The following is a 25,776-nucleotide window of genomic DNA, read 5'->3' on the forward strand; positions in this document are numbered from 1 at the left end:
GAATCCACATTCAGGCCTATGATGAAGAAGGAGAGAGTATGGACAAAGAAAAGTTTAGAAAACAAGACCATTACACGGCTGAGGAATGGCGTAAGATTCATTCCGGAACAGCCAAAGAAATGGATTACTTAAATCAGCATATCGAAACAATGGAGCAGGCTTATGAGCGGCACATGACCGGAAACGAACATATGCTTGATCGGCAAGGCGAAAGCGCCAATAGCAAATGAACCGGAGTTATCCGGTTTTTGTTTACCTAATTTTCGATTGATCGACTTAATTCGTATAATTGACTGTATGACAAAAAAACGCGGATTCGAAATTGTAAAAAAATTTAAGGATGCTGGCTTAGACTTGCCGCAGCGGGAAACGGCCAATGCTGCTGGTTACGATATCAAAGCGGCCGCTGACATCACGATTCCGGCCGATGGCAGCATCAAACTAGTTTCAACTGGACTGAAAGCTTACATGCAAGCCGATGAAGTACTCTATTTAATCAACCGTTCGTCTGGTCCTTATAAACGTGGTCTGGTTTTGCCAAACTCAGTTGGTGTGATCGATGCTGATTATTATAATAATGAAAAGAACGAGGGCGAAATTTTTGTGCAGATGCGATCAATTTCCGGCCAAGATGTTCAGATAAAAAAAGGTGACCGCATTGTTCAGGCAATTTTTATTCCTTTTTTGATCGCTGATGATGATCAGGCGGCAGGAGTCCGAACTGGTGGATTCGGGTCGACTGGAGACAAGTAATGGCTGACGAAAAAGACGATATTGTGTTTCGCAGCGACCTGCATGATTTTAAAGTTCGTGTGACCGGTGTGCTGGTCAATCAAACGGGTCAAGTCGCATTGAACCCAGACAAAAATAGCGGCGATCTGCCTTATGTCACACTGCCCGGCGGCAAGTTAAAATTTGGTGAAAGCAGTGATCAGGCTGTCATTCGCGAATTTGCCGAAGAAGCAGGGCTGCAAATTCAAGCAGTACGGTTGTTGGCGATCACAGAAAATTTATATACTTATCATCAAAAACACAATAACGAGATCAATTTTACATGGCTGGTCAAAATTAAGGACCCGAAGTCTGTTTTCGCAAAAGACCAGAGCGAACAAGCGATTATCTGGCGTGATCCTGATAATTTGGATGATTTTTTGCCCAAGGCTTTACGGCCAATTATCCAAGACCTGCCGCAAACACCCATTCATCTCGTTAATCGGGATTGAAGCAACTCGGAATTAATAAAGGAAAAAATGGTAAAAGCAAAAACACAATTCGTTTGTTCTAACTGCGGCTATACAACTGCTGGCTATCTCGGGCGTTGTCCAAATTGTGGTGAATGGAATACACTTATCGAAGAAAAGATCGTGCCGGATGCAGTGATTAATCGCAAGGCTCGCATTAGTTTTGATGGTCGGGTCGCAAAACCGAAAAGAATTTCGGAAATTTCCGGCAATGAAATGCCGCGGGTCAAAACCGGTATGACGGAACTTAACCGTGTTTTAGGCGGCGGCATCGTCCCTGGCAGCTTGATTTTAATCGGTGGTGATCCGGGAATTGGCAAATCAACACTCATGCTGCAAGTTTCCGGTCAATTGACGAAAAATCAGGGCAGCGTACTTTATGTTTCCGGTGAGGAATCAAGCAACCAGATAAAATTAAGAGCCGATCGTTTGGGTGTTGGTGCAGATGATTTCATCGTTTATCCAGAAACAGATATGGCTCAAATCAAATCAATTATTCAGCAAATTGAACCAGATTATTTAGTGATCGATTCCGTCCAGACAATGCAGGAACCGGATATGCAGTCGCCGATCGGTTCAGTTGCCCAGGTGCGCGAAGTCACAGCTGATTTGATGCAGATCGCAAAAACAAATGCCATCACAGTCTTTATTGTTGGCCATGTTACGAAAGATGGTTCAATTGCCGGGCCGAAAATTCTCGAACATATGGTGGATACGGTTTTGTATTTTGAAGGGGATGCTAACTATAAATATCGAATTTTACGAACTGTCAAAAATCGTTTTGGTTCGACCAATGAACTAGGCATTTTCGAAATGCGTGATCACGGTCTCAGGGAAGTCGCTAATCCATCTGAAATGTTTCTTGAAGAGCGTCTGGCCGGTGCAACGGGTTCGGCAATTACAGCCAGCATGGAAGGCAGTCGGCCAATTTTAGTTGAAGTGCAGGCACTGGTCGCACCAACTGTTTTTGGTAATGCACAGCGTGTGACAACTGGTGTTGATCGTAATCGGGTAGCACAAATATTAGCCGTGCTTGAAAAACACGCTAACCTGCTTTTACAAAATCAAGATGCACATGTCCGCATCACGGGTGGCGTGAAGATCGATGAACCGGCTGCTGACTTGGCCATTGCTTTAGCTGTTGCGAGTTCTTACCATGAAAAAGCAACTAACGCTTCAGATGTATTTTTAGGTGAAGTTGGTTTAGGCGGTGAAGTACGTTCAATTTCGTTGATCGAAGATCGTTTGAAAGAAATTGCCAAATTGGGTTTCAAACGCGCTATCATATCGAAAAATAATCTGTCCAGCATTGAATTGCCGCAGCATCTAGAGGTTGTTGGTGTGGCGACTTTAGAGGAAGCTTTAAAACTAGGCTTAGGTCTTGATCATTTTTCTGACTCAAGTCATTTCGATCACTAATCATTGATAGACTGCTCGCGGTCTGCTTGAGATTGATAAATACGAACAATTTGAGATCAATGAATTGTTATTGTTAGTGAATTTATTCAGTTATTTCAAAATAGTCATGAAATTTTGCAAAGTTCTGGCCGATTTCTTCTAAAATAAAGACATGCAGAAAATTATATTTGCGACAAAAAACGCAGGCAAAACCAAAGAAATTTCTGATTTACTTGGAAAACGCTTTGAAATTATTGATTTAAATCATTTGGATAATCTCCCGGACATCGTTGAGAATGGATCGAGTTTTGTGTCCAATGCTGAAATTAAGGCTGAAAAAATTTCTCAATTATATCCGGACTCTTTCGTTATGGCTGAGGATGCTGGTCTTTCAATTGATGCCTTAGATGGCCGTCCAGGAATTTTTTCGGCACGATATGCTGGCGACCATGATGATGAGGCGAATATTAAAAAGGTTTTAACGGAATTAGATGGCGTTGCCAGTGAAAAACGGACGGCTCATTTTACAGCTGCAATTGTGTTGCTTGGTCTGCAAAAAGAAATTGTTGCAACAGGTGAAGTTCGCGGTCGAATTTTAGATCATAAAGAAGGGCAGGATGGCTTTGGTTATGATCCGATCTTTTTCTCAACTGAATTAGGGAAGACTTTTGGTCAAGCTAGTGAAAAAGAGAAGAATTCCGTTTCACATCGTGCTCGAGCACTAAAAAAATTAATTTCTCAAATTTAGGCTTGACCGCTTAAACTATACTAATGTTATGACTGAAAAAATTCGTGTTAGATACGCCCCTAGTCCGACGGGGCATTTACATATTGGTAATGCTCGGACTGCGATTTTCAACTGGCTTTTTGCGCGCCATTATCATGGCCAATTCATTATTCGAATCGAGGATACTGATTTAGCTCGAAATGTTGTTGGTGGTGAAAAGAGCCAGCTTGATAATTTGAGCTGGCTAGGCGTTGACTGGGATGAAGGTCCTGATAAGGCGGATCCGAAGTATGCACCTTATCGTCAGACTGAACGCGCAGCTCAGGGAATCTATAAAAAATATATTGATCAGCTCTTAGCTTCTGGCCAGGCTTATAAATCTTATAAGACGGAAGATACTTTAAAAGCAGAACGCGAAGCACAAACAGCAGCTCATCAAGCACCACACTATGTTTACGAGTATGCAGGTATGGACACCCAGCAGATCCAAGCAGCTCAGGCTACAGATGAAGCTGCCGGTTTAAAAGCAGTTGTTCGTTTTCGTGTACCTGAGGACCATGATTATGATTGGCAAGATATTGTCAAAGGCAAAGTCAAAATCAATTCCAAAGAAATTGGCGGCGATTGGGTCATTCAAAAAGCCGACGGCATGCCGACCTATAATTTTGCCGTGGTGATCGATGATCATTTAATGGACATTACACATGTGCTGCGTGGGGATGACCATGTCAGCAATACGCCTAAGCAATTGATGGTGTATGAGGCTTTAGGCTGGCAGGCACCGAAATTTGGACATATGGCTCTGATCATTAAAGCCGAGACAGGCAAAAAATTATCAAAACGCGATGAGGATACGCTGCAATTTATTGAGCAGTATCGTGAGTTGGGTTATTTGCCAGAAGCGATGTTTAATTTTATTGGACTATTAGGCTGGTCACCAGTTGGTGAAAATGAAATTTTTACTCGTGAACAATTCAAAGACATGTTTGATGAAACACGTTTTACCAAGGCTAATGCTAAGTTTGATGCAAAAAAATTAGCGTGGGTCAACAATCAGTGGATGCGCTCGGAAAAAAATAAGGTCATGCCGCAACTGATCTCTGAATTGGTGAAAGCAGGATTGGTCACGCAAACACAAGCTGACCAGCAAGCTGATTATTTAGCTAAAATTATTGAAATTGCCGGAGTAGATGGTATTAAAGCTACGAGTGAAATTTCAGCATTAGCGACTTATCCTTTTTTTAAGCTGCATGAGATAACTGATGCAGATCAACGATCTTGGCTAGATACTGATGATGGCAAAAAAGTAGCTGCTGCTTTTGCAAATAAGATCGAAGCGTTAACAACAGACGATTTTTCTGCTGATAAAATCATGGAGATTATCCGCAGCTTACAGGCTGAATTAGCCATTAAAGGACGGGCACTTTGGAATCCGATTCGCTTAATAACGACGCATGAAGTTCAAGGACCTAACTTGCCAGAAATTTTAGCTGTCATGGGTAAGGGTTGGACTCTTCAGAATATTCAAAAGACATTAGTTTAGAAACCTCGATCGTTTAAAACGATTTTTAGCTTTGTAAAAGAACTAATGATTTGTTGACAAATAGTCAATGCTTAATTCTTTTATTTCCTTAATTGGTATAAGCTAACCTTATAATGTATCGGAAGGAGGAATTATGCCAAAATATTTTTATCGTACTATTGACGATTTGAACAATTTAATTAAGGAAAACTTGGCTCGTTTACAATCTTATGATTTTGATTTGATTGTCGGCCTGCCTAGACGGGGCATGATTCCCGCCACTTTGATCGGTTTGTTTTTGAATAAACCGGTTGTTAGTTTCAATGAATTGAACGCAAATTTAGCTAGTGAAAAAATTGGTTATCGTTTGCAAGAAGAATCAGCCAAATTTCCAAAATCCTATAACAACATTCTCTTAGTCGACGATTCAACAGATGAGGGCAGTGTGTTTGAACAGGCTATCACGAAACTTGATGATGCTACTGCAAAAAAAGTGACAACCTTATCAATCTATGCCACGGCTAAAGGCGGTACGCGCGTTGATCTGCATTTGGAAACATTAGAGGAACCGAAATTATACGAATGGAATATTTCACATAAGAAAGCTGCTCTAGCTGATGCAGCTATGCGTTTTGAAGGCATTATTGCGACGAACGCTTTAACTGGTAAATGGATCCCGATTACTTTGCCAAGCTATCCGGTCAAATTAATTTACTCAGGTCTGCGTGAAAAACATCGTGAAAAGCTAGAGACTTTTTTGCATGATAATGGCGTAGAATTTGAGCAGCTGCAAATGGAGGTCGTTTCTTCTAGACAATTGAAACAGATTGCCGTTGATGAAAACATCAGCCTGGTCTATGAAAACGATATGTTTATTACGCGTGATTTGGCTGATACAGTTGCTGTTTATAATGTTGCTGGGAATTTTCTGGATAATGCTAACGTTACAGATGAATTGGACTATGATAATTAATTTTTGATCCGATAGGAGGCGCTAAGGTCATGAGCAAGACTGAATGGCTAGCAGACTTTAAAAGAATTAATGGACGCGATCCTAAACCATTGGAATTCAGAAAAGCATTGAATAACGGTGAATTTAGTTTGGAAAACGACGATCAATTCGCTGACACCTCAGCCGTTTCCATAGATGCGGATCCTGATGAGCATCTTAGTAGAAAAGAACGACGTTTATTAAAAAAAAATAGCCGTCAAGTCAACACGAAAAATGGTATCAATTCGGTTCTTTTGTCTATCATCAGTTTTGTATTCACATTATCGCCGTTGTTGGTTGTCTTGAATCCCAAGGTCCTTTTGAAATATCAGGACAAAGCGAGTATTGAAAATCTTGGATCATTGTTGATCGTGATGTTTTTCTTCGGTGTTTTGCTTTTGCTGCTGGCTTTCGTTTTTGCCTTGGTTAGTTTTTTTGAATCGCCACGAAGATTAGGCATTGCTGGTTTCTTCTTTGCTTTGGTTAATTTGATCTATGTCTACACGATTATTAATTATGTTCAGTTTGCTAATGGTGATTTGAATAGCGCTGTCAACATTTTGCAGAATATTTTAAAATAATAATTTTTAGTCACAAGAAAAACAGCCCGTTTGGGCTGTTTTTTAAATTATTTCACAATGAAATATTCTGGATAGTATCGTTAAAAACTATTTTTCATCAACAAGATAATGTGGTTTACTGATCAGCTTTTTCAGGATGACGCTGCAGGTAGATAACATGTGTATTGACGTACTCCTCTAGACCGTGTTTGCCATCAGCACCGCCAAGTCCTGATTCTTTCCAACCAGCATGGAAGCCCTGCATGGCTTCAAAGTTATATCTGTTGATATAGGTTTCGCCGTCTTCCAGCTCATTTGCAGCACTGGCGGCTGCATCCATATTTTCAGTAAAGATCGAACTAGTCAGACCTAATTTACTGTCATTGGCCATATCGATAGCTTGATTCAGCGTCTTAAAGGTCAATACAGGCAGTACTGGGCCAAAAATTTCTTCTTGGACAAGTTCGTCAGATTGTTTAACATTTGTCACGACCGTAGCTGGATAGAACCAGCCTTTACCTTCGGGACGTTTGCCACCGCAGGCGACTTTAGCACCAGCTTGAACCGCGCGTTGTACCATTCCGTCAACTTTTTCGACTGCAGCTTGATTAATGAGCGGCCCCATACCGATATCTTCGTGTTTAATGGGATCGCCAATACTTGTGGCTGCCATCTTGGCAACTAATTTCTTTGTGAATTCGTCGGCAACATCTTCTTGTACGTATACGCGTTCACAGTTATTGCATAATTCACCATTATTATCGATTCTTGAATCAATAATCGCTTGAACTGCTAAATCAATATCGGCATCTTTGCAAACAATTGCTGGTGCTTTACCACCTAATTCCAGACTAACTTTTGCAATGTGTCCGGAAGCATCAGCCATAACTCGCTTGCCAGAATCTACAGACCCGGTTAATGAAATAATACCGATCTTTTCATTCTGTGACAGTTCACTACCAACTACAGAACCTGGACCTGTTACGAAGTTCAAAACGCCTTTTGGCAAAGCAACTTGGTCGGCTAATTTAGCAAATTCCAAAGCAATATTTGGTGTGTCGGAACTTGGTTTGATGACGATCGTGTTACCCGTGACCAAGGCCGGTGCGAATTTTCTAGCGATCAAGAAAAAGGGAAAGTTCCAAGGCAGAATACCGGCTGCGACGCCGATAGGCTGTTTTAGCAAAGCAATATTTTCATTAGCGTTATCAGATTGAATCACTTCACCTTCATAAGTCCGACCTTGAGCGGCCATATAGTCAATGTAATCAGCAGAGAAATTAACTTCGACTGTTGCTAAAGGAACTATTTTGCCTTCTTCTTCACTGAGAATATGTGCCAGACGATCGGAATTTTGGCGGATCAGAGCAGCAATTTTAACTAAATAAGCGCCACGAGTGGCTGCTGGAACGCGTTTCCAAGACTTTTGAGCCGTATAAGCGTCATCGATCGCTTCTTTTACTTGTCTAGATGAGGCAGATGGTACTTGCGAAATTGCTTCTTCCGTAGCTGGATTGTAAACGGTTGATTTTTTGCCATCATCGGCATCGACCCATTCACCGTTAATATACATTTGATATTGTTTTAAAGCCATAATCATTTACTTCCTTTTTAATAAACTTTTTTCAGTGAAAAACTTTTTAGTCACCGGGTTGGTAGCTATTATCGATAATCAAAACTGGTTTGATCGTTTTACCACTCACGGAATCAGCATCAGCCTCGTTAATTTTTTCAAAGGGATAAAACTTTTCTGTTTTATCGAATGGGAACTTGCCAAGCTTGTAGTAACGGATCAGTCTTGGGATATCTACTTGCGGAATAGCATCACCCATGTTGACGCCGATTACTTTTTTGTCCATCACACAAAGATCATTCCAAGAGCTGATTTTGATTAATTGTGGTGTTACGGCAATTAAGGCAGTCGTACCACCAGCGCCCAAAGCCTTAATAGAATCAGTCATGACTGATTCAACGCCTGTCGTATCAACGGCATAGTCAACACCGCGGCCATTTGTTATTTTTTTAATGGCATCAACGGCATTTTCATTTTTACTATTAACGACGTCTGTTGCACCAATTTCTTTAGCTAAGTCCAAACGGGCAGCTACGATGTCAACGGCAATTACTTGTGTGCAGCCGGCGATCACGCCAGCCATCATGGCAGCTAAACCGACAGCGCCCGTACCGAAGACGGCAAGTGTAGATCCAGGTTCTGGCTTTAAAGTATTCAAGACAGTTCCTGAGCCGGTCACATAACCACAGCCTAAGGGGCCGAGCCGACGCAGATCCAAATCTTTATCAACCTTAACAGCGTTACGTTCGTGGACTGTCGTATGAGTCGTAAATGATGATTGGTCGAACATATCACTCACATGGTGACCCGCTTCTTTAAAATGATCACTGCCATCTGGCTTTGTACCGCTCAAATTGTACTTAGCGTAGTCTAGGCATTGTGTTGGAATACCCTTTAGACAATTTACGCAAGTGCCATCTGAATAAAATGACATGACGACATGGTCGCCAACTTTGAATTGAGAAACCTTAGGGCCGACTTTTTCAACAATACCGGAGCCTTCATGTCCGAGAATGGACGGGAAGGTCCACCCAGCATCGCCTTTTCTTAATGCTTCATCAGAATGACAAATGCCACTCGCGATGACTTTTACCTGGAGTTCATCGTCATCCATGTCAGCTAATTCAATATCATCTTTGATCTCAAATCTTCCACCAACTTTTGGAACAACAGCAGCTTTAATTTTCATAACTTTAAATCTCCTTATTACCTTTTCCTTGAAACCGCCTTCACCCTATCTCAATGTGAATAAATTTACAATAATTTTGGTATAAAAATCACAAGTTAGTAAAGTTTTCAAACTTTACTAATAAGACAAAAACACTAGACTTAAATTTAGAGTTGTAAAAAAAATTCGGCCTGCAAACCGAATTTTAATTGTTATTATTATGTATAAAATTGATCACTAATTGATTAAATTCTTTTGGTGATTCTAGATGTGGAATATGTCCTGCTCCTTGAAAAACGTAATCTTCGGCCAAAGGATTAAGCGATGCAGCGCTTTTGGCGTGTTCACATGACCATAGCGGTGATGCCGAACCAGCTAAAAACAGATGCCGAACTGTCTCATTTTTAATTTCCGGCCGCCAGTCCTGAACTAAAGAATCAATTAAAAGCGGGTAATTAAATTGAAAATCAAAAGGTTGATAACTACTATAAGCAAGGCCTAACGCGCGCTTTATGTCATCATTGATCGTCAGGCGTGTTAATTTCGTCGTTGCGATCAAGCGAGCTTTTTTGGAAAAATTCTGCCAGTTGGCATTGAATAGACCGAAAGGCCAATTATCGTCACTGATCGCTTTAGGTGATTGATCTTCAGTTACGAGTGCTTGAATATTATTGCAGCCAAACAACGATAGATAGGCAAAAATCGTACCAGCTCCCATCGAGTGTCCAATTAAAATCGGTTTTTTCAAATTTAACTTTGCGATCAATTCAGCTAAATCCATGCCATGACGCGCAATTTGCATGCCAAAGGGAACAGTCTGACTATGGCCATGGTTGCGCCGATCATAAGTTAATACGCGAAAGCCAGCTTGGATGAAATCGCTTATTTGTGCGCACCAAGTTGCTTCGTTGCCAGAATAACCCTCAACAAAAATAATCGTTTGTCCAGTCGGATTTCCTTGCAGCTGGTAATTAATTGCGACTTGATCGTTCGTTTTAAAAAATGCCATAAGATCAGTATAAAATATCTGATCAGTCATGAGTCTCGCCTTGGTCGATTAAATAAAAGTTTGTGAAAAAAATATAAAATAATCATATTAAAAAAAGTTTGACGATTACCTTTAAAAAAATTAGTCACTAAAGTTAATTGTTTTTCTAGTATGTATGCAGACTTTTTTGACAGTGTTAGAATAGATGTGTGAAATGGAAGCGCTTACAAGAAGTGTGGCCGTTTTTCACAAATTCGAGATAAGAAATGCAATTTATCAAATATTTTGGCAATGATGCATACACAAATATTGCGATGGACACGTGGCTTCTTTATCATTTGAAAGCCAAAGAGCCGGTCTTTTCGCTCTGGCAAAATAAAAATGCTGTTATTGTTGGACGAAATCAGAATACATTTGCGGAAGTGAATCAGGATTATATTGACCAGCATGATATTCAGGTCGTTCGACGCGTATCGGGAGGCGGTGCTGTATATCATGATCTAGGCAATATCTGCTTCACTTTTTTTGTACCGGTTCCGACGAGCAGCGAAGTTGATTTTCGTAAATTTGTCCAGCCTATGTACGATACTCTGCGAGAAGTGGGGATCGATGCTGAGATTACCGGCCGTAATGATTTAACAGTTGACGGCAAAAAAGTTTCGGGTAATGCGCAGCGTTATGCCGGTGGTTACTTAATGCATCACGGCACACTGCTTTGGAACTCAAATGTGGACACGATGGTGCGGTCTTTGAATGTGGCTGATGAAAAATTTATTTCCAAGGCAGCAACGTCAGTCCGTTCACGAGTGGGCAACATTAAAGATTATGCACCAAGTGGTCTCACTTTGGAAAGATTCCTGGCTGCACTGCAATATTATCTTTCTGATGAAGGCAAGGATCAGGAATATGTTTTGACAGATGAGCAGAAAAAGGCGATTTTAAAACTCCGAAATGACCGTTTTGCTACTTGGAACTGGAATTATGGTCATAGCCCTAAGTTTGATTTTAACAATCACCGCAAGTTTGCAGGCGGTGCGATCGATGTGCATGCCGATGTGGCGCAGGGACTTATTCAGAATATTGATTTCACAGGTGATTTCTTAGGTGTCCGTGACTGGCGGGAAATGAAGGACCAATTGATCGGTCAGCCTTTCAATGCTAATACGATCTATGATGTTTTGCAAAAAAATGCTGGTGGTCAGTACTTTGGATCGATCGATAATCGCGACTTGGCTGATATGTTCAGCACCGAATCAGAAGAAAATATAGGAGGCACAAAATGGCAGACATCTCAAAAGTAAATGAACAAATTTTGGATTTTGATTATCAATTAAAGGCACAAGACGATGCCTTTCCAACATTGCAGATTTTGGATAATGATGGCCAAATTCTTGATCAGACAGCTTTGAAACAAGCATCTTTGACTGACGAGGATCTTATTAATATCTTTCACAATATGCTTTTGAATCGTCAGCTAGATATTCGTTCGACCAAGTTGGCCAAGCAGGGACGTTTTGGTTTCTTTGCACCGACAGCTGGTCAAGAAGCATCACAGATGGCTTCCGCATACGCTTTTAAAGATGAGGACTGGCTCTTCCCGGGCTACCGTGATATTCCGGAAATTGTTGCTAAAGGCTGGCCGATTTGGAAGGCCATTTTATGGAGTCGTGGCCATGCATTAGGCAATGAATATAGTACTGATGATGGCAAACGCGTGAATTCTTGGTTTCCGCAGATCATTATCGGCGCTCAATACGTTGAGGCAGCTGGCGTCGCTTTAGGCTTGAGAAAACGGAATAAAGATGCTGTTTCATATGCATATACAGGTGACGGCGGCAGTTCGCAAGGTGATTTTTACGAGGGCATGAATTTTGCAGCCGACTATCACGCAAATGAAGTTTTCTTTGTTCAGAATAATGGGTTTGCGATCTCAACACCAAGGCCAACTCAGACAGCTGCTCAGCATTTAGCTGCTAAAGGTTGGGCTGTTGGTGTCCCAAGTCTGGTTGTTGATGGTCAGGACGCAATTGCTGTTTACTTGGCAGCTAAAAAAGCGCGTGCTTGGGCTGTTAGCGGCAAAGGACCTGTCTTGATCGAAACATTAACTAATCGTTTTGAAGCACATTCAACTGCCGGTGATGATCCGCTGCGCTATCGTAGCCAAGCTGACATTGATGCTTGGTGGAAAAAGGATCCTTTAATTCGGATGCGCAAGTACTTGACGGCTAAGGGCTTATGGGATGATACAAAAGAAAAAGCCTATCTTGCTGAGCTTGATAGCAGAATTGACGCCGATATCAAAAAAGCAGATGCTGTCGATAAGCAAAAAATCAGCGATTATTTGAAACATACTTTGGAAAATCCGAGTTATGTGATGAAAGAACAGATCGCAAAATTTGAAAGCGAGGGCAAGTAAAATGGCTGTTAAAAGTTATATTGATGCCGTTAAAGAGGCACAGGATCTCGCCTTGGAACATGATGAAAATGTTCTGATCTTCGGTGAGGATGTTGGCAAAAATGGTGGTGTTTTTCGAGCCACGGATGGTCTGCAAGCAAAATATGGCGAGGATCGCGTTTTCAATACGCCATTAGCTGAATCCGGAATTGGTGGTCTTGCAATTGGTTTGACAACGCAAGGATATCGACCGATTATGGAAATTCAATTCTTTGGATTTGTTTATGAAGCGATGGATTCCTTGGCTGGCCAAATGGCAAGAAATCGTTTTCGTTTCAACGGGACCCGGCAGATGCCGATTGTCGTTCGCGCGCCTTATGGCGGCGGTACAAAAACACCGGAAATGCATGCTGACAACCTTGAAGGATTAGTTGCTCAAGCACCTGGTCTGCGCGTTGTAATGCCCTCAAATCCAGCTGATGCCAAAGGATTGCTGCTGAGTTCTGTCGAGTCCAATGATCCGGTGGTCTTTTTGGAAAATATTCATTTGTATCGTTCCTTGAAAGGGGAAGTGCCTGAGGGCTATTACACAACACCATTGGATAAAGCTGCCGTTGCCCGTAGCGGTAAAGATGTTTCGATTATTACTTATGGCGGTTTAACGCCAGTCGTTTTAAATGCTGCAGAAACCTTGGCCAAACAAGGCATTGATGCCGAAGTCGTTGATCTTAGAACTGTCTCGCCTTTGGATATTGAAACAATCGGCGAGTCGATTAAAAAAACCGGTCGTGTTGTCGTGGCTCAAGAAGCACAACGAATGGCTGGTATTGGTGCATCTGTCATGGCGGAGATTTCTGAACGCTTTATTTTAAGTTTGAAAGCACCGATCGGTCGTGTTGCAGCACCTGATTCTGTTTATCCATTTGCTCAAGCCGAAAATGATTGGATGGTTAATGCCGATGACGTGGTCGAAAAAGTTAAGGAGGTCGTGAATTATGACTGAAATCTTTAAAATGCCTGATATCGGCGAGGGGATGGCTGAAGGCGAAATTTCTAATTGGCTGGTCAAAGTAGGCGATCAAGTGAAGACAGATGATTCTGTCGCCGAAGTGCAGAATGACAAACTGCTGCAAGAAATTTTGTCGCCCTATTCAGGAAAAGTTACAAAGCTTTTTGTTGATGCAGGCACGACTGTTGAAGTTGGCGCACCGTTGATTGAATTTGATGGTGACGGTAGCGGTGCAGCCGCTGAATCTGCCGATACAAAAAAAGCAGCTGTCTCCGAACCGACCGCGGCCACTAAACCGGCAACTGTCGATTCCCAGCCCGCAGCTGCTGAAAAAGTCACTGCTGCCGGCGCGGCAACGGCATCGAATGGCAATGTTTTAGCCATGCCATCTGTGCGTCATTTTGCCTTTGAAAAAGGCATTGACCTAGCAGCTGTGCCAGCTACTGGTCGTCATGGCCACATCACCATGGATGATGTCAAAAACTTTACAGCAGCAACTACGGCTGCTCCTGTCCAAGAAGCGGCTGCGACAGCGATCGAAACAGCTAAACCAGCTGCTAAGACTAATCCTGTTCCTGAACCGCTCAAAGAAGGACGTGTGCCAATGACACCTGTCCGTCGAGCGATCGCGAAAGCTATGGCCACGCAGAATGCGACGATTCCGACAGTCACAAACTTTGATCAGATAGAAGTATCCAAACTGGTAGCTCATAGAAAACAGTTCAAGGTACTTGCGGCAGATCAGAATATTCATCTGACTTATTTAGCTTATGTTGCCAAAGCGTTGGCTGCGACTGTTAAAAAGTTCCCAGAACTCAATGCATCGATCGATATGGACAAACAGGAAATTGTTTACCATGACGATATCAATATTGGCATTGCTGTTAGTGCACCGACCGGCCTTTATGTGCCTGTCGTAGTTCATGCTGATCAAAAATCAATCATGACGATCGCTAGTGAAATTGCTGATTTGGCTGCTTCTGTGCGTGATGGTTCGATTAAGGGCACACAAATGCAGGGTGCAACGATTACGATTACGAACATTGGTTCAGCACGCGGTACGTGGTTTACGCCGATTATTAATGCTAAAGAGGTTGCCATTTTAGGATTGGGTTCGATCGTTAAAGAACCGATTATTTCTGATGACGGCACGATCGTGGTTGGCCAAATGATGAAATTAAGTTTGAGTTACGATCATCGTTTGATAGATGGCATGCTTGGTCAAACTTCAGTCAACTATTTGAAGAGCTTGTTGGCCGATCCGGCTTATATGCTGATGGAGGTGTAATAATGGTTGTTGGCGCACAAGCAACGGAGATTGATACAGTGGTCATCGGTTCTGGCCCTGGCGGTTATGTAGCAGCAATTCGTGCGGCTGAACTGGGTCAAAAAGTGACCATTATCGAAAGTACTTTTATTGGCGGCGTTTGTTTAAACATTGGCTGTATTCCATCCAAGGCTTTAATTAATGTCGGCCATCATTATCAAGATGCGATCACTGATCAGCCTTTTGGTTTGAAGGCTTCAAATGTAAGGCTTGATTGGGCAGCTGCTCAGACTTGGAAGCAAAAAAAAGTCGTTGATCAGCTGACCGGCGGTGTTGAAATGCTGCTAAAAAAACACAAAGTCGACATCGTACATGGTGTGGCATCCTTTAATGATAATGAACAAATTAACGTAGTTGAAGGCGACAATCATCAGCTGTTTCAATTTAAAAATTGTATTATAGCAACTGGTTCGCGGCCAGTACAAATTCCTGCTTTTGAGTTTTCTGGGCGGATCGTTGATTCGACTGGCGCCTTGTCATTGCCGGAGATTCCCAAACATCTTGTTGTGATCGGTGGCGGTGTTATCGGATTTGAATTGGGCAGTGCCTATCTTAATCTCGGCAGCAAGGTCACGGTTATTGAAGGTTTGGACCATGTTTTGACCGGCTTTGATGCAGAAATGATCAAACCCGTCTTAAATGATTTTAAAGCCAAAGGCGGCGAAATTTTTACAAGTGCCAAGGCTAAATCGGTCCTTCAGACAGATGAAGATGTCGCGGTGACGTTTGAAAGCGATGGTAAAGAGCAGACTGTGACTGGTGATTATCTGTTGGTTTCAGTTGGACGTCGACCAAATACGGACGATATCGGCTTAAATAATACTAATGTTAAGCTGAACGATCACGGTTTAATCGAAGTTGATGACACAATGCGCAGCAATGTTCCGCACATTTATGCGATTGGCGATATTACACCAGGACCAGCATTGGCTCATAAAGCTAGTTTCCAAGGAAAAATTGCTGCTGCTGCTATTTCTGGCGATGCCAAAGCTCATGATCTGCATTATTCATTGCCAGCTGTTGCCTACACTAATTATGAATTGGCAACAACTGGAGAAACACCCGACAGTATCAAAGACAAACATTTGGATGCAAAAGCCTATAAGTTTCCCTTTGCCGCCAATGGTCGTGCGCTTTCAATCAACGAGGCTGTCGGTTTTATTCGACTGATCTCAGACAACAAAACAAAGGCGCTGATCGGTGCACAAATTGTTGGCCCTGGTGCTTCGGATCTCATTTCAGAATTATCTTTAGCCATTGAAAATGGTTTAACGACCGAAGACATCAGTTTGACGATCCATCCGCATCCGACTTTGGGCGAAGCAATCATGGATACTGCCGAATTAGCTGACGGTTTAGCGATTCATATTTAATTTTTCAGAAAGCCAGGCTGAGTGTCTGGTTTTTTTTTAAGCAAATTCGTTAAGATTAATTTATGGATAAAAGACGTGTTTTACCAGTTGCCGGCGGCTACAATTTCAGAGATATCGGCGGTTATACTGCTGCCGATGGACGCAAGATCAAATGGGGAAAAGCCTTTCGTACTGCAAATATGGCCAGCCTTTCGAGCGAGGACTTAGGCTATTTAACTCAACGACAAGTGGATACGATCATTGATTTTCGAACACCGGTTGAAGTGAAAAACGATCCTGATCATGTGCCGAATCATGCTATTGACCTGAATATTCCGGCCATGGATTTTGATCGCACGGAATCAACTGCTGATTATTCCCAGCTGAGTCGGGAATACCAGCAAAAGGATTCCGGTTATTTGAGTATGATCAATAATTACGAGCATTTGATTTCAGATGAGTATTCTAATCGAGCTTATCATGAGTTTTTTAAGCTGCTGTTAAAGGAAAAGCAGACAATTGTGTTTCATTGCACGGCGGGGAAGGATCGTACCGGTGTTGCCTCGATGCTATTAATGGATCTTTTGGAGATCAGCGAGGCACAGATCAAGCATGATTATTTGATTACGGATCGTCTTTCAACGGAAATTGTCGACGGTAAAATCAACCATATGAAACAAGAGGGTGCGAGTTCAGCAGAAATAGACAATATTCATTCTTTATGGACTGTTAATATTGACTATTTGCAGCGTTCGATCGATACAGTTAAACGCTTGTCTGGTGATCCGATCACCTATTTGCATGATTATTTACAACTGAAAAATGAAGATATTGAAGCTTTACGGGCGAAATATCTGTTTCACGAAAAGATAAACTAATTGATAAAAAACGGCTATTTGAATGAGATACAAATAAATGATTGACAAGCCGATTACTTTCAGTTACCCTTATTGTTAATTTAGATGACAGAAAAACAGTCACAAATGCACAGCTATTATTACTGGTTTACGCGCTAACCCGCGCAGCCAGTTTTGGTCGCGGGTTTTATCCCGAGACCTCTTAAAAACGTTTTTACGCGAGCACTCTTGGGATGAATCCAAGAGTGTTTTTTTGTTCGGAAAATGAGGGAGAGAATCATGCCAGAAATTAGAAAAAATTTAGATCGGATGACAAATACGTTCGTGCAGGCCGCTGGGCCAAGCGAAATTCTTGCTTTAAATCAAGAATTTAAATCGATCGATGATATTGTTTTGCTGACGGTCGGTGAACCGGATTTTAATACACCGGAGCATATCAAACAAGCTGCCATCGCTGATATTGCTGCTAACGATTCACATTATGCACCGTCCAATGGTACAGCTGACTTGCTGCAGAATGCAGCGACATTTTTGAAGCACCATTACCAATTAGACTATGATCCAAAAAGTGAGATTTTGGCAACGCTAGGTGTGACTGAGGCCATTAATGTCAGTATCAAAGCCATTTTAAATCCTGGTGATGAAATAATTATTCCGGAACCGACTTTTCCTGTTTATGCTTTAGCTGCTAAAGCGTTTGGTGCAAAAGTTATTCATGTTCCAACAGCTGCCGATGGCTTTATTTTGACAGTGGCAAAATTAACACAGACCTTGATTGATCATCCTCAGGCTAAAGCAATTGTTTTGACAACACCGGGTAATCCGACTGGTGTTTCATATACAGAAGAACAGATCCAATCATTGGCTCAAGTTCTCAAACAGCATAATGTCTTTGTCATTTCTGATGAAATTTATTCTGAATTGACTTATGATCGACCACACGCTTCTTTTGCTAAAGCCTTGCCTGAACAAACGATCTTATTTAATGGCGTTTCCAAATCGCATGCAATGACTGGCTATCGAGTGGGAATCATTGCAGGCCCGCATGCGCTTATTTCTCAAATTGCCGTGGTCCATCAGCTGATTACGACAACTTTGCCTGGTGTGACGATGGCAGCTGCCGCCGAGGCCTTTGGTGCTGGTGAAAATGATGCCGAAAGCATGCGGATCGCCTATAAAAAACGTCGTGATTATTTGATCGAATCCTTTACTAAATTGGGGCTGTCCTTTGCTTATCCCGATGGTGCATTCTATTTCTTTGTTAAAATACCTGCTTATTTACAGCAAGATGGTTTTAAATTAGCTCGTCAAATTGCTAAAGAAGCCAAAGTGGGTGTCACACCAGGCGTTGCTTTTGGACAGTCTGGTTATCTGCGTTTTTCTTATGCGACATCGTTGGAAAAATTGCAAATCGCTGTTTCACGTCTTGCTGGATTTTTACAGGCTGAAAAACAAGCCAAATAGTTATGAAAAATCGGCTCATTTCACGAGACTGATCTCCAGAGTAGAAAAGGGATGTTTATGAAAAAAGAGAAAACGAATTTTATTTTAAAAATATTAAATGGCTTAAGTATTGGTGTCATTATCGCACTGGTTCCTGGTGCGATCCTAGGCTCATTAATGAAAATTTTTGCTAATGATCCAACCGCCTTGGCGATTGGACAAATGACGACATTGGCACAAAGCTTATTAGCTGTTATCGCCGCGATGGCTGTTGGTCAAGCCTTTAAATTTTCCATGATCGATACAGGGTCAATGGCCTTAGCAGCTTTTATGGGTTCAGGTGCTGCCACTGTTAGTCCAAAAGGTGTTTTTGTTTTGAATGGCCCTGGCGATATCATTAATATCGGCGTAACGCTTGTGATCGCTGTACTATTAATTCAATTACTAGCTGGTCGTTTGGGACAATTGAAGGTCATTTTATCTCCTATTCTGCTTTTAGCGATTGCTGGCGGTTTAGGAAAACTGTTATTGCCATATGTTCATTCGATCACGACGTCTCTTGGCAGCGCCATCAATGATTTAACTGGTTTACGACCTTTGATTATGGGACCTCTGATGGGTATTGTCTTTGCAGTCCTGATTTTGTCGCCGATTTCCTCGGTTGCTATTGCCATGGCGATCGGATTAACTGGTATTGGGTCAGGTGCCGCCAATCTAGGTATTACGACGGCCAGTTTTGCTTTAGCGATAATGGGTTCATCAGTCAACAGCCTTGGCGGTACTTTAAGCCATTTCATTGGGACACCGAAAGTGCAGATGGCCAATATGCTGAGCAAACCAAAATTGTTCATTCCAATTGTGATCGTTTCGGCGCTAGCTGGTTTAGAAGGCGCTTTGTTGAAAGTGGGCGGCACAGCGATGTCAGCAGGCTTTGGTTTTTCCGGTCTGATCGGTCCTTTAGGTGCCTTTGCGACAGGCACAACAAATCTATTTTTGCTGCTGCTGGAATTTGTGATGATCCCACTAGTGTTAGCTTATTCGGTACATTTATTGTTTGTTAAAAAACTTCATTTCATTGAGCCAATGGATCTAAAGCTGCCAGAAGCTGACTAAAAACGCAATGCGTTTTTTTATTTGCGTTAAAATGCAGTTAAATGATTTCACATTCTTGGAAAAATTATAAGGGTCTCATAATCGCTGCAGTAGTTATCGGTCTAACACTGTTAACGCATTTTGATGCTGTTTTTTATAAGACGCCGATTGCTGAAATTACAAGTATTAAACAAGTATCCAGTCAAAAGACGAAAGATTATTTTGGCAATCAAGACAAGACGGTCACGCAAAAATTGTCCTTAAAATTTTTGAATACGAAGCGCCAGGGACAAAACATGACGATCAGTAATCAATATGTTGATTCGCAAGTTTTGAGCCAAAAATATCGTGTCGGCCAAGAAATTCTGCTGAGCCATAAAAAATGGTGGTCGATCATTGGCCAAAAACGTGATACGATTCTGGTTTTTACACTTGCGCTGATGTTGGGTCTAGTGGTTTATTTTGCTAACCGTCTCAGCTTGCAAATTATCATTAGCCTTGTTTTGAATTTTCTATTTTTTATTCTGGCTATTCTATTTGATATTAATTTTGAAACAGTTTCACCGATCATTGTCTTTGCGGCTTTGACGATTATTTTTACCTTTATTACGCTTTTTATGGTTTTGGGAAAAAGCCGCCAGTTTGTGATCGTCTTTGCAGCCACGGTTTTATCAACGGCAGCAGGCGTTGGCATTGGTGCGATCGCGATTAATTTGAATGGTGCAAACGGCATCCATTTTGAATATATGGACTTTATCACACAATTTCCGATCCCGCTTTTTTACTCGGAATTGTTGATCGGTGTGCTTGGTGCCTCAATGGATGAGGCTTCTGATATTTCAGCCATGCTGCTGGGCATGCAAAGAGAACGCGCCGAACGCACTTTTAAAGATTACTTTATGTCCGGCATGACCGTTGGCCGAGATATTGTTGGCTCTTTAACAAATGTCTTGTTTATGGTTTTTATTGCCGACACACTGCCGATGGTTTTTCTGTATTTGAGAAACGGCAATACTTGGTCTTACACGATTGAAATGACGATGCTCTTAGGATTATTGTCAACGATCATTTCCGCGATCGCCATTGTCTTGACCGTGCCGATCACTTCTTGGCTGGCTGCCACGATCTTGACAAGGAAAAAGCAGGTGATCGAATGAGTACTTTTCTTTGGCTGCTGCTAATTTTATTTGTTCTACTCCTTGCTGTGGCTGGTAAACAGGGTATGAGAGCTTTTTTTGGCTTAGCTATTAATCTAGCTGCCATTTTTCTCTTGATCATTTTGATCAACTGGGAATTCAATGTTTACTTAGTGACAATTTTGATTAGTTTTGTTATTCTGGCTGTCTCGATCTACCTTTCGGCTGATAATCCAAAAGTGACTAATCATGCTTTTGCTTCCAGCTTAATTGTGCTGGCGATCATCACACTGCTGATCATTCCGATTAATGGCATTGCGAATGTACAGGGTTTTTCAACTGAATCCTCAGAAGAATTAGAGGGTCTTTTGCTGGCAGTCGGTTTGAATTTCAGCAATATTGCTTTTATTGTAACTGTGATCGCCAGTCTGGGTGCGATTGCCGAAGCAAGTATGGCTATTTCTGCAGATTTGAACGAGCTGATCAAAAGTACGCCGGAAATATCGACTGCTAGTTTATATAAGCAAGGCATTATTATAGGTTCACAAATTATCGGAACGGCTTTAAATACGCTCTTTTTTGGTGTTCTTGGAGAAAATTTATCCTTGGCCATTTTTTATATCCGTCTGCATTATTCTTTTGCACAATTGATCAATGGCAAACTAGTTGTTGCAGCAATTTTGGACCTTGTGATCGCCATGATCGGTGTCTTATTAACGATCCCGGTCACGACCTTGATCGTTTCCAGAAGTCATGCCACAGAACATAAGATTAAAGACAATTGATTCCAGCGACACGTGGTGGCTACATAGGCTGTTTTGGTCGAAAAATATTATCAAGTGTCAAAAATAAGAAAAATTCCGCCCGTAAAAAAAGACCGAATTAATTTTCGATCTTTTCTTGATTTAAGACAAATTTTTTAACTGCAAAAGCAGCACCATTATCGTCATTAGTTCCTGTAACAAATTGTGCCACTGACTTGACAGCATCAATACCGTTGCCCATTGCAACACCCATGCCGGCTGCTTCGACCATAGATAGGTCATTGCCTTGATCGCCAATAGCCATTACTTGTGAAATATCAATGCTGAGTTTGTTAGCCAAAGTTTTAACGGCATTACCCTTGGAAACGTGTTTATCAATAAATTCTAAATAAATAGGTGAGCTTGGTACAACGTTAAAACGTTCATAGACCCAGCTTGGCAATTCTTTTTTGGCTTTTTCAATAATTTCTGGTTCATCGACGAACATCACTTTGGCGATAACATCAGATTTTTTTAGATCCTGCATGCGGACGTGACGGGTTTTTGTGTTGGTTAGTTTGGCTTCAAATTTGGTGTATTTCGGCACTGATAAGTAGGGCGTATAAATGTAATCAGCAGTTTCCGCGTGAACTTTAATACCGATTTTCGTAGATAATTCATAGAGATCTTTGTAGTCTTGGATCGATAGTGGTGTCTCGGCAATCATTTTGCCTGATGTCGTCCGGATCGTGGCACCGTTATAATTGATCGCATATTGATCATCACGACGATCAATGCCAAGCTTTTTATAATAAGCTTCCGTACCCAGCAAAGGTCGTCCAGAAGTGATGACGATTTTTATCCCTTGAGCGATTGCTTCTTTTAACACGTCGATCGTGTATTTAGTTAATTCGTTGCTGCTGTTCAATAAGGTTGCGTCAACATCAATTGCTACTAATTTTATGTTCATACAACTATTTTAACCGAGAAAATTTTACAATGGGACTATGATTAAAGAAAAAACGATTCAAGACAAAATTAAAGAATGGGAAGTGGCGGATCTTCCTGAAGGCTTGCGCTTAGAATTTGCCAATGCAAGCCAGGATAAGTTAGAAGATGCTTTCTATCAGGATCTTAATTTCGGCACGGCTGGTATGCGCGGTTTGTTAGGCGTTGGGACAAATCGTATGAATATTTTTACGGTCGCCCAAACGACTGAGGCCTTGGCACGTCATATGGAAAAGCAAGGCGCTGATGCTAAAAAGCGCGGTGTTGCGATTTCTGGCGATTCCAGAATCAATTCGGAATTATTTAAAAAAGTTTCTGCAGAAGTATTGCGCACACACGATATTACGGTTTATTTGTTTAATGGTCCGCATCCAACGCCGGAATTGAGTTTTGCCTTAAGGTACTTGCATGCTTACGCCGGCATCATGATTACGGCCAGCCACAATGCAAAAGAATACAACGGCTATAAATTATACGGTGAAGACGGCGGTCAATTGCCACCGAAGCCAGCCGATGAGATCGTGGAAGAAAGAAATGCGATCACAGACATTTTTCATATCAAACAAGTTGCCAGCGGTATCAAAAAAATAGGTGCTGATATTGATAAGGCCTATCTTGAGCAGATCAAGACGATCACGATCAATCCTGATTTAATCAAAAAATGGGGAGATCAGTTAACGATCAGCTTTACACCTTTGCACGGTGCTGGCGGTGATCTAGGTGTTAAGGCTTTGAAACAAGCCGGTTTTAACAAAGTTTTAGTTGTTAAAGAACAATTTGCGCCTGATGGCACTTTTCCAACTGTTAAATATCCAAATCCCGAATTCCATGAGGTTTTTAAACTATCCGAAAACTACGGTGCTGAGATAGAATTAGCAGTTGATCCTGATTCTGATCGCATGGGTGTCGGCTACAAAGGATCCGACGGCAGCTATCATTATCTAACGGGTAACCAGATCGCTGCATTAATGGTTAATTACATTTTGACAGCTCAAGAAAAAGCTGGTACTTTACCAGCAAATGGTGCCATCGTTACGTCAAATGTTTCTTCAAATCTGCCGGAACTGATTGCCAAGTCATTTAAAATTAAGCAATTTACGGTTTTAACTGGTTTTAAATATATTGCTGATAAAATTGTTGAGTTTGATGAGAAACAGAATCATACTTTTGAATTTGGTTTTGAAGAGTCGTATGGTTTTTTGATCAAGCCCTTTGTTCATGATAAAGATGCGATTCAAGCTATCACACTTATGTCTGAATTAGCCGCTTACTATAAAGACCGCGACATGACGATCGGGGATGGTCTAGACGAAATCTATGCTAAGTTCGGTGCTTTTGCTGAGCAATCCAAAGCGACAGAATTCCCAGGTGAAAAAGGTCAAGAGGAAATGACTGCCGTGATGACCAAATTCCGGAATCGAGGACCTAAGGAAATTGGCAACATCAAAATAAAAATTGTCGAAGATAACGATTTGCGGATCTCCAAAGATCTGACGACTGGTGCAACGAAAAATATTTCTTTGCCTGCAGCCAATGTGATCAAATATTGGTTGGAGGATGGTTCTTGGGTAGCTTTGCGGCCATCAGGAACTGAACCAAAACTGAAAATTTATATTGCTGCTAAAGGTCAGGACATGCAGGCAGCTAATCAGCAGCTGACTTATCTGGAAGACCAATTAAGTCAATTACTAAAAAAATAATTTTTAACTATGAAAAACCACTGTTCAGAAAAGTGGTTTTTATTTTGTCTAGACCGCTGTCATATAAGCTAACAAGAGAATCGAATACAAGTGTTAGCTAGTTTATATTAGTAAAATAATGAATACAGCCAATACTCTTTTCTTAATTTTATCGAGCGTTTTAGTCCTATTTATGACACCTGGTCTGGCTTTTTTTTACGGAGGACTTGGAGATAAGAAAAACGTTGTTAACACGATGCTCTCGGTCTTTATCATGTGTGGCCTGGCGATCGTCATGTGGATCATCTGTGGATACTCTTTATCTTTTGTCGGAGATTTCGCTGGGATCGTTGGGAATTTTAGCGCCTTTTTGCTGCATGGTGTTAAATTAACAGCCTTGACCGCTACTAAAATTCCGACGAGTTTATATCTGATTTTCCAAATGATGTTTGCCGTCATCACACCAGCTCTGTTTGTTGGTGCTGTGGTTGGCCGGATTCGTTTTAAATTTTTACTAGCTTTCACGGTGCTGTGGTCCATTTTCATTTATTACCCGCTTGTGCACATGGTTTGGGCAAATGGTTTTTTGGCTAAGCTGGGCGTGATTGATTTTGCCGGCGGTACGGTCGTACATATTGATGCCGGTGTCACGGCTTTGGTATTAGCCTATTGTGTGGGCCAGCGCGCAAGTTTTCGCAAAGGCGTTGAAGAGAAGCATTACAACTTGCCTTGGGCACTCTTGGGCACCTCGATCCTTTGGATCGGCTGGTACGGCTTTAATGCTGGTTCGGCTTTAGCAACGGACCAGATCGCTGTGCAAGCAGTTCTAACAACAACAGTTGCGACAGCTAGTTCGATGATCACTTGGATGCTGGTCGAAATGGCCTTCAAAGGCAAAGCCAGCTTAGCTGGTGTTTGCAATGGCACTCTTTGTGGTCTCGTAGGCATCACGCCGGCCACTGGATATGTAACTGTAGCTGGTGCTTTTTGGATCGGGCTGATTTCTGCGCTAGCCAGCTATTTCTTTGTCAATAAAATTAAGCATCGGATCGGCCTGGATGATGCTCTGGATGCCTTTGGCTGCCATGGTGTCTGCGGTATCGTGGGTAGTATTTTAACAGGTTTATTTGCTAGTCGGGCAGTGAACCCCTCGATCGCGTTGGACGGTTTGTTTTATGGCGGTGGTTTTAAATTATTCGGCACGCAATTATTTGCGACTGTCTTTGCCATTTTATTTGCGGCTATTATCTCCTTTGTGATCGTCAAATTATTAAAGTTGTGGCTGCCAATGCGTGTGACTGCTGAAGAAGAGCGCGATGGTCTGGATCGGGGCGAACACGGTGAGGATGCAGATTATTTGATGTAGCTTTACTGGATTTATGCCTTGCTGTTATACCTTGTGGCTAGACGGCAATTTAGTAGACTAGAATACTGACTATGTTGATTTTGAAAAGATTAAAAAATAATCAATAGGCACAATGAACGGTTATCAAGATTGCCTGGCTCTGTTCGCTATTGGAGCGTTTATAATCAATTTAGCTGAGTGAAAGCAAAGATCTTTCACCCA

The 25,776-nt window shown here is 41.7% G+C and carries 24 protein-coding genes; 20 read left to right on the plus strand and 4 right to left on the minus strand.

Annotated elements, in window-relative coordinates; genetic code table 11:
• The first annotated feature begins 38 nt into the window (after positions 1 to 38).
• The 8 genes from DLJ48_RS04575 (at position 39) to DLJ48_RS04610 (ending at position 6,460) form a co-directional block, all read left to right on the plus strand.
• Positions 39 to 230 carry a hypothetical protein gene (locus DLJ48_RS04575; protein ID WP_128686328.1) on the plus strand — a complete coding sequence of 64 codons (192 nt, stop codon included), beginning with the start codon at positions 39 to 41 and terminating at the stop codon, positions 228 to 230.
• A gap of 67 nt (positions 231 to 297) precedes the next feature.
• Positions 298 to 753 (plus strand): dCTP deaminase/dUTPase family protein, encoded by a 456-nt coding sequence (locus tag DLJ48_RS04580; RefSeq protein ID WP_128686329.1) that lies wholly within the window; start codon positions 298 to 300, stop codon positions 751 to 753.
• Positions 753 to 1,223 carry an NUDIX hydrolase gene (locus DLJ48_RS04585; protein ID WP_128686330.1) on the plus strand — a complete coding sequence of 157 codons (471 nt, stop codon included), beginning with the start codon at positions 753 to 755 and terminating at the stop codon, positions 1,221 to 1,223. Before DLJ48_RS04580 ends, DLJ48_RS04585 begins: the two co-directional genes overlap by 1 nt.
• Positions 1,224 to 1,250: 27 nt before the next feature.
• Positions 1,251 to 2,660 (plus strand): DNA repair protein RadA, encoded by a 1,410-nt coding sequence (radA, locus tag DLJ48_RS04590; RefSeq protein ID WP_128686331.1) that lies wholly within the window; start codon positions 1,251 to 1,253, stop codon positions 2,658 to 2,660.
• Between the two features lie 151 nt (positions 2,661 to 2,811).
• Positions 2,812 to 3,387, plus strand: coding sequence for an RdgB/HAM1 family non-canonical purine NTP pyrophosphatase (gene rdgB, locus DLJ48_RS04595; RefSeq protein WP_128686332.1), 576 nt, complete (start codon positions 2,812 to 2,814; stop codon positions 3,385 to 3,387).
• Between the two features lie 28 nt (positions 3,388 to 3,415).
• Positions 3,416 to 4,909, plus strand: coding sequence for a glutamate--tRNA ligase (gltX, locus tag DLJ48_RS04600; protein ID WP_128686333.1), 1,494 nt, complete (start codon positions 3,416 to 3,418; stop codon positions 4,907 to 4,909).
• Positions 4,910 to 5,042: 133 nt separating this feature from the next.
• Complete coding sequence (locus DLJ48_RS04605) at positions 5,043 to 5,861, plus strand: phosphoribosyltransferase (protein WP_128686334.1); 819 nt, start codon at positions 5,043 to 5,045, stop codon at positions 5,859 to 5,861.
• A 29-nt stretch (positions 5,862 to 5,890) separates the two neighbouring features.
• The gene (locus tag DLJ48_RS04610) at positions 5,891 to 6,460 is read left to right on the plus strand and encodes a hypothetical protein (protein ID WP_128686335.1); all 570 of its coding nucleotides are present in this window, start codon (positions 5,891 to 5,893) and stop codon (positions 6,458 to 6,460) included.
• A 115-nt stretch (positions 6,461 to 6,575) separates the two neighbouring features.
• Here the strand turns inward: DLJ48_RS04610 and aldA are convergent, their stop codons facing one another.
• The 3 genes from aldA to DLJ48_RS04625 all read right to left on the minus strand — a co-directional run bounded on the left by aldA (position 6,576) and on the right by DLJ48_RS04625 (position 10,189).
• Positions 6,576 to 8,033: an aldehyde dehydrogenase gene (aldA, locus tag DLJ48_RS04615; RefSeq protein ID WP_128686336.1), complete on the minus strand. Its 1,458-nt coding sequence runs from the start codon at positions 8,031 to 8,033 to the stop codon at positions 6,576 to 6,578.
• Positions 8,034 to 8,079: 46 nt separating this feature from the next.
• Complete coding sequence (locus tag DLJ48_RS04620; RefSeq protein ID WP_128686337.1) at positions 8,080 to 9,201, minus strand: NAD(P)-dependent alcohol dehydrogenase; 1,122 nt, start codon at positions 9,199 to 9,201, stop codon at positions 8,080 to 8,082.
• A 184-nt stretch (positions 9,202 to 9,385) separates the two neighbouring features.
• Positions 9,386 to 10,189, minus strand: coding sequence for an alpha/beta fold hydrolase (locus DLJ48_RS04625; RefSeq protein WP_128686338.1), 804 nt, complete (start codon positions 10,187 to 10,189; stop codon positions 9,386 to 9,388).
• 245 nt (positions 10,190 to 10,434) lie between these two features.
• Between DLJ48_RS04625 and DLJ48_RS04630 the strand changes: the two genes are divergently transcribed.
• From DLJ48_RS04630 to DLJ48_RS04675, 10 genes are all read left to right on the plus strand, one after another.
• Positions 10,435 to 11,469 carry a lipoate--protein ligase gene (locus DLJ48_RS04630; protein ID WP_128686339.1) on the plus strand — a complete coding sequence of 345 codons (1,035 nt, stop codon included), beginning with the start codon at positions 10,435 to 10,437 and terminating at the stop codon, positions 11,467 to 11,469.
• The gene (locus DLJ48_RS04635; protein WP_128686340.1) at positions 11,448 to 12,584 is read left to right on the plus strand and encodes a thiamine pyrophosphate-dependent enzyme; all 1,137 of its coding nucleotides are present in this window, start codon (positions 11,448 to 11,450) and stop codon (positions 12,582 to 12,584) included. The genes DLJ48_RS04630 and DLJ48_RS04635 overlap by 22 nt, the downstream gene beginning before the upstream one ends.
• 1 nt (position 12,585) lies before the next feature.
• A complete protein-coding gene (locus DLJ48_RS04640) occupies positions 12,586 to 13,566 on the plus strand; it encodes an alpha-ketoacid dehydrogenase subunit beta (protein WP_128686341.1) in 981 nt (326 codons plus the stop codon).
• Positions 13,559 to 14,860, plus strand: coding sequence for a dihydrolipoamide acetyltransferase family protein (locus tag DLJ48_RS04645; RefSeq protein WP_128686342.1), 1,302 nt, complete (start codon positions 13,559 to 13,561; stop codon positions 14,858 to 14,860). The genes DLJ48_RS04640 and DLJ48_RS04645 overlap by 8 nt, the downstream gene beginning before the upstream one ends.
• Before the next feature lie 2 nt (positions 14,861 to 14,862).
• Positions 14,863 to 16,272, plus strand: a complete 1,410-nt coding sequence (lpdA, locus tag DLJ48_RS04650) for a dihydrolipoyl dehydrogenase (RefSeq protein WP_128686343.1) — start codon at positions 14,863 to 14,865, stop codon at positions 16,270 to 16,272.
• 62 nt (positions 16,273 to 16,334) lie between these two features.
• Entirely contained in the window at positions 16,335 to 17,129 is a 795-nt protein-coding gene (locus tag DLJ48_RS04655; RefSeq protein ID WP_128686344.1) for a tyrosine-protein phosphatase, read from the plus strand.
• Positions 17,130 to 17,387: 258 nt separating this feature from the next.
• On the plus strand, positions 17,388 to 18,572 hold the full coding sequence (locus DLJ48_RS04660; protein ID WP_128686345.1) for an aminotransferase class I/II-fold pyridoxal phosphate-dependent enzyme: 1,185 nt from the start codon (positions 17,388 to 17,390) through the stop codon (positions 18,570 to 18,572).
• Between the two features lie 57 nt (positions 18,573 to 18,629).
• Entirely contained in the window at positions 18,630 to 19,664 is a 1,035-nt protein-coding gene (locus tag DLJ48_RS04665; protein ID WP_128686346.1) for a PTS sugar transporter subunit IIC, read from the plus strand.
• 41 nt (positions 19,665 to 19,705) lie between these two features.
• Positions 19,706 to 20,800, plus strand: coding sequence for a YibE/F family protein (locus tag DLJ48_RS04670; RefSeq protein WP_128686347.1), 1,095 nt, complete (start codon positions 19,706 to 19,708; stop codon positions 20,798 to 20,800).
• Entirely contained in the window at positions 20,797 to 21,564 is a 768-nt protein-coding gene (locus DLJ48_RS04675) for a YibE/F family protein (RefSeq protein ID WP_128686348.1), read from the plus strand. The genes DLJ48_RS04670 and DLJ48_RS04675 overlap by 4 nt, the downstream gene beginning before the upstream one ends.
• Before the next feature lie 97 nt (positions 21,565 to 21,661).
• Here DLJ48_RS04675 and DLJ48_RS04680 read toward each other — a convergent pair whose 3' ends face one another.
• Positions 21,662 to 22,492, minus strand: coding sequence for a Cof-type HAD-IIB family hydrolase (locus DLJ48_RS04680; protein WP_128686349.1), 831 nt, complete (start codon positions 22,490 to 22,492; stop codon positions 21,662 to 21,664).
• Between the two features lie 37 nt (positions 22,493 to 22,529).
• Between DLJ48_RS04680 and DLJ48_RS04685 the strand changes: the two genes are divergently transcribed.
• Both DLJ48_RS04685 and DLJ48_RS04690 read left to right on the plus strand, forming a co-directional pair.
• Positions 22,530 to 24,230: a phospho-sugar mutase gene (locus tag DLJ48_RS04685; RefSeq protein WP_128686350.1), complete on the plus strand. Its 1,701-nt coding sequence runs from the start codon at positions 22,530 to 22,532 to the stop codon at positions 24,228 to 24,230.
• Between the two features lie 118 nt (positions 24,231 to 24,348).
• The gene (locus DLJ48_RS04690) at positions 24,349 to 25,575 is read left to right on the plus strand and encodes an ammonium transporter (RefSeq protein ID WP_128686351.1); all 1,227 of its coding nucleotides are present in this window, start codon (positions 24,349 to 24,351) and stop codon (positions 25,573 to 25,575) included.
• Positions 25,576 to 25,776 lie beyond the last annotated feature (201 nt).

Source organism: Oenococcus sicerae, assembly GCF_004102045.2.
In the GTDB taxonomy this organism is placed as follows: Bacteria; Bacillota; Bacilli; order Lactobacillales; family Lactobacillaceae; genus Oenococcus; species Oenococcus sicerae.

What these genes read in the sequence shown, in the direction of transcription:
- DLJ48_RS04580 (WP_128686329.1), top strand. Translation starts at nt 298, where the DNA reads ATGACAAAAAAACGCGGATTCGAAATTGTAAAAAAATTTAAGGATGCT.
- DLJ48_RS04630 (WP_128686339.1), top strand. Translation starts at nt 10,435, where the DNA reads ATGCAATTTATCAAATATTTTGGCAATGATGCATACACAAATATTGCG.
- DLJ48_RS04575 (WP_128686328.1), top strand. Translation starts at nt 39, where the DNA reads ATGGACAAAGAAAAGTTTAGAAAACAAGACCATTACACGGCTGAGGAA.
- lpdA (WP_128686343.1), top strand. Translation starts at nt 14,863, where the DNA reads ATGGTTGTTGGCGCACAAGCAACGGAGATTGATACAGTGGTCATCGGT.
- DLJ48_RS04585 (WP_128686330.1), top strand. Translation starts at nt 753, where the DNA reads ATGGCTGACGAAAAAGACGATATTGTGTTTCGCAGCGACCTGCATGAT.
- DLJ48_RS04660 (WP_128686345.1), top strand. Translation starts at nt 17,388, where the DNA reads ATGCCAGAAATTAGAAAAAATTTAGATCGGATGACAAATACGTTCGTG.
- DLJ48_RS04640 (WP_128686341.1), top strand. Translation starts at nt 12,586, where the DNA reads ATGGCTGTTAAAAGTTATATTGATGCCGTTAAAGAGGCACAGGATCTC.
- DLJ48_RS04625 (WP_128686338.1), bottom strand. Translation starts at nt 10,189, where the DNA reads ATGGCATTTTTTAAAACGAACGATCAAGTCGCAATTAATTACCAGCTG.
- DLJ48_RS04655 (WP_128686344.1), top strand. Translation starts at nt 16,335, where the DNA reads ATGGATAAAAGACGTGTTTTACCAGTTGCCGGCGGCTACAATTTCAGA.
- aldA (WP_128686336.1), bottom strand. Translation starts at nt 8,033, where the DNA reads ATGGCTTTAAAACAATATCAAATGTATATTAACGGTGAATGGGTCGAT.
- DLJ48_RS04610 (WP_128686335.1), top strand. Translation starts at nt 5,891, where the DNA reads ATGAGCAAGACTGAATGGCTAGCAGACTTTAAAAGAATTAATGGACGC.
- radA (WP_128686331.1), top strand. Translation starts at nt 1,251, where the DNA reads ATGGTAAAAGCAAAAACACAATTCGTTTGTTCTAACTGCGGCTATACA.
- DLJ48_RS04605 (WP_128686334.1), top strand. Translation starts at nt 5,043, where the DNA reads ATGCCAAAATATTTTTATCGTACTATTGACGATTTGAACAATTTAATT.
- DLJ48_RS04635 (WP_128686340.1), top strand. Translation starts at nt 11,448, where the DNA reads ATGGCAGACATCTCAAAAGTAAATGAACAAATTTTGGATTTTGATTAT.
- DLJ48_RS04665 (WP_128686346.1), top strand. Translation starts at nt 18,630, where the DNA reads ATGAAAAAAGAGAAAACGAATTTTATTTTAAAAATATTAAATGGCTTA.
- DLJ48_RS04670 (WP_128686347.1), top strand. Translation starts at nt 19,706, where the DNA reads ATGATTTCACATTCTTGGAAAAATTATAAGGGTCTCATAATCGCTGCA.
- DLJ48_RS04690 (WP_128686351.1), top strand. Translation starts at nt 24,349, where the DNA reads ATGAATACAGCCAATACTCTTTTCTTAATTTTATCGAGCGTTTTAGTC.
- rdgB (WP_128686332.1), top strand. Translation starts at nt 2,812, where the DNA reads ATGCAGAAAATTATATTTGCGACAAAAAACGCAGGCAAAACCAAAGAA.
- DLJ48_RS04685 (WP_128686350.1), top strand. Translation starts at nt 22,530, where the DNA reads ATGATTAAAGAAAAAACGATTCAAGACAAAATTAAAGAATGGGAAGTG.
- gltX (WP_128686333.1), top strand. Translation starts at nt 3,416, where the DNA reads ATGACTGAAAAAATTCGTGTTAGATACGCCCCTAGTCCGACGGGGCAT.
- DLJ48_RS04680 (WP_128686349.1), bottom strand. Translation starts at nt 22,492, where the DNA reads ATGAACATAAAATTAGTAGCAATTGATGTTGACGCAACCTTATTGAAC.
- DLJ48_RS04675 (WP_128686348.1), top strand. Translation starts at nt 20,797, where the DNA reads ATGAGTACTTTTCTTTGGCTGCTGCTAATTTTATTTGTTCTACTCCTT.
- DLJ48_RS04620 (WP_128686337.1), bottom strand. Translation starts at nt 9,201, where the DNA reads ATGAAAATTAAAGCTGCTGTTGTTCCAAAAGTTGGTGGAAGATTTGAG.
- DLJ48_RS04645 (WP_128686342.1), top strand. Translation starts at nt 13,559, where the DNA reads ATGACTGAAATCTTTAAAATGCCTGATATCGGCGAGGGGATGGCTGAA.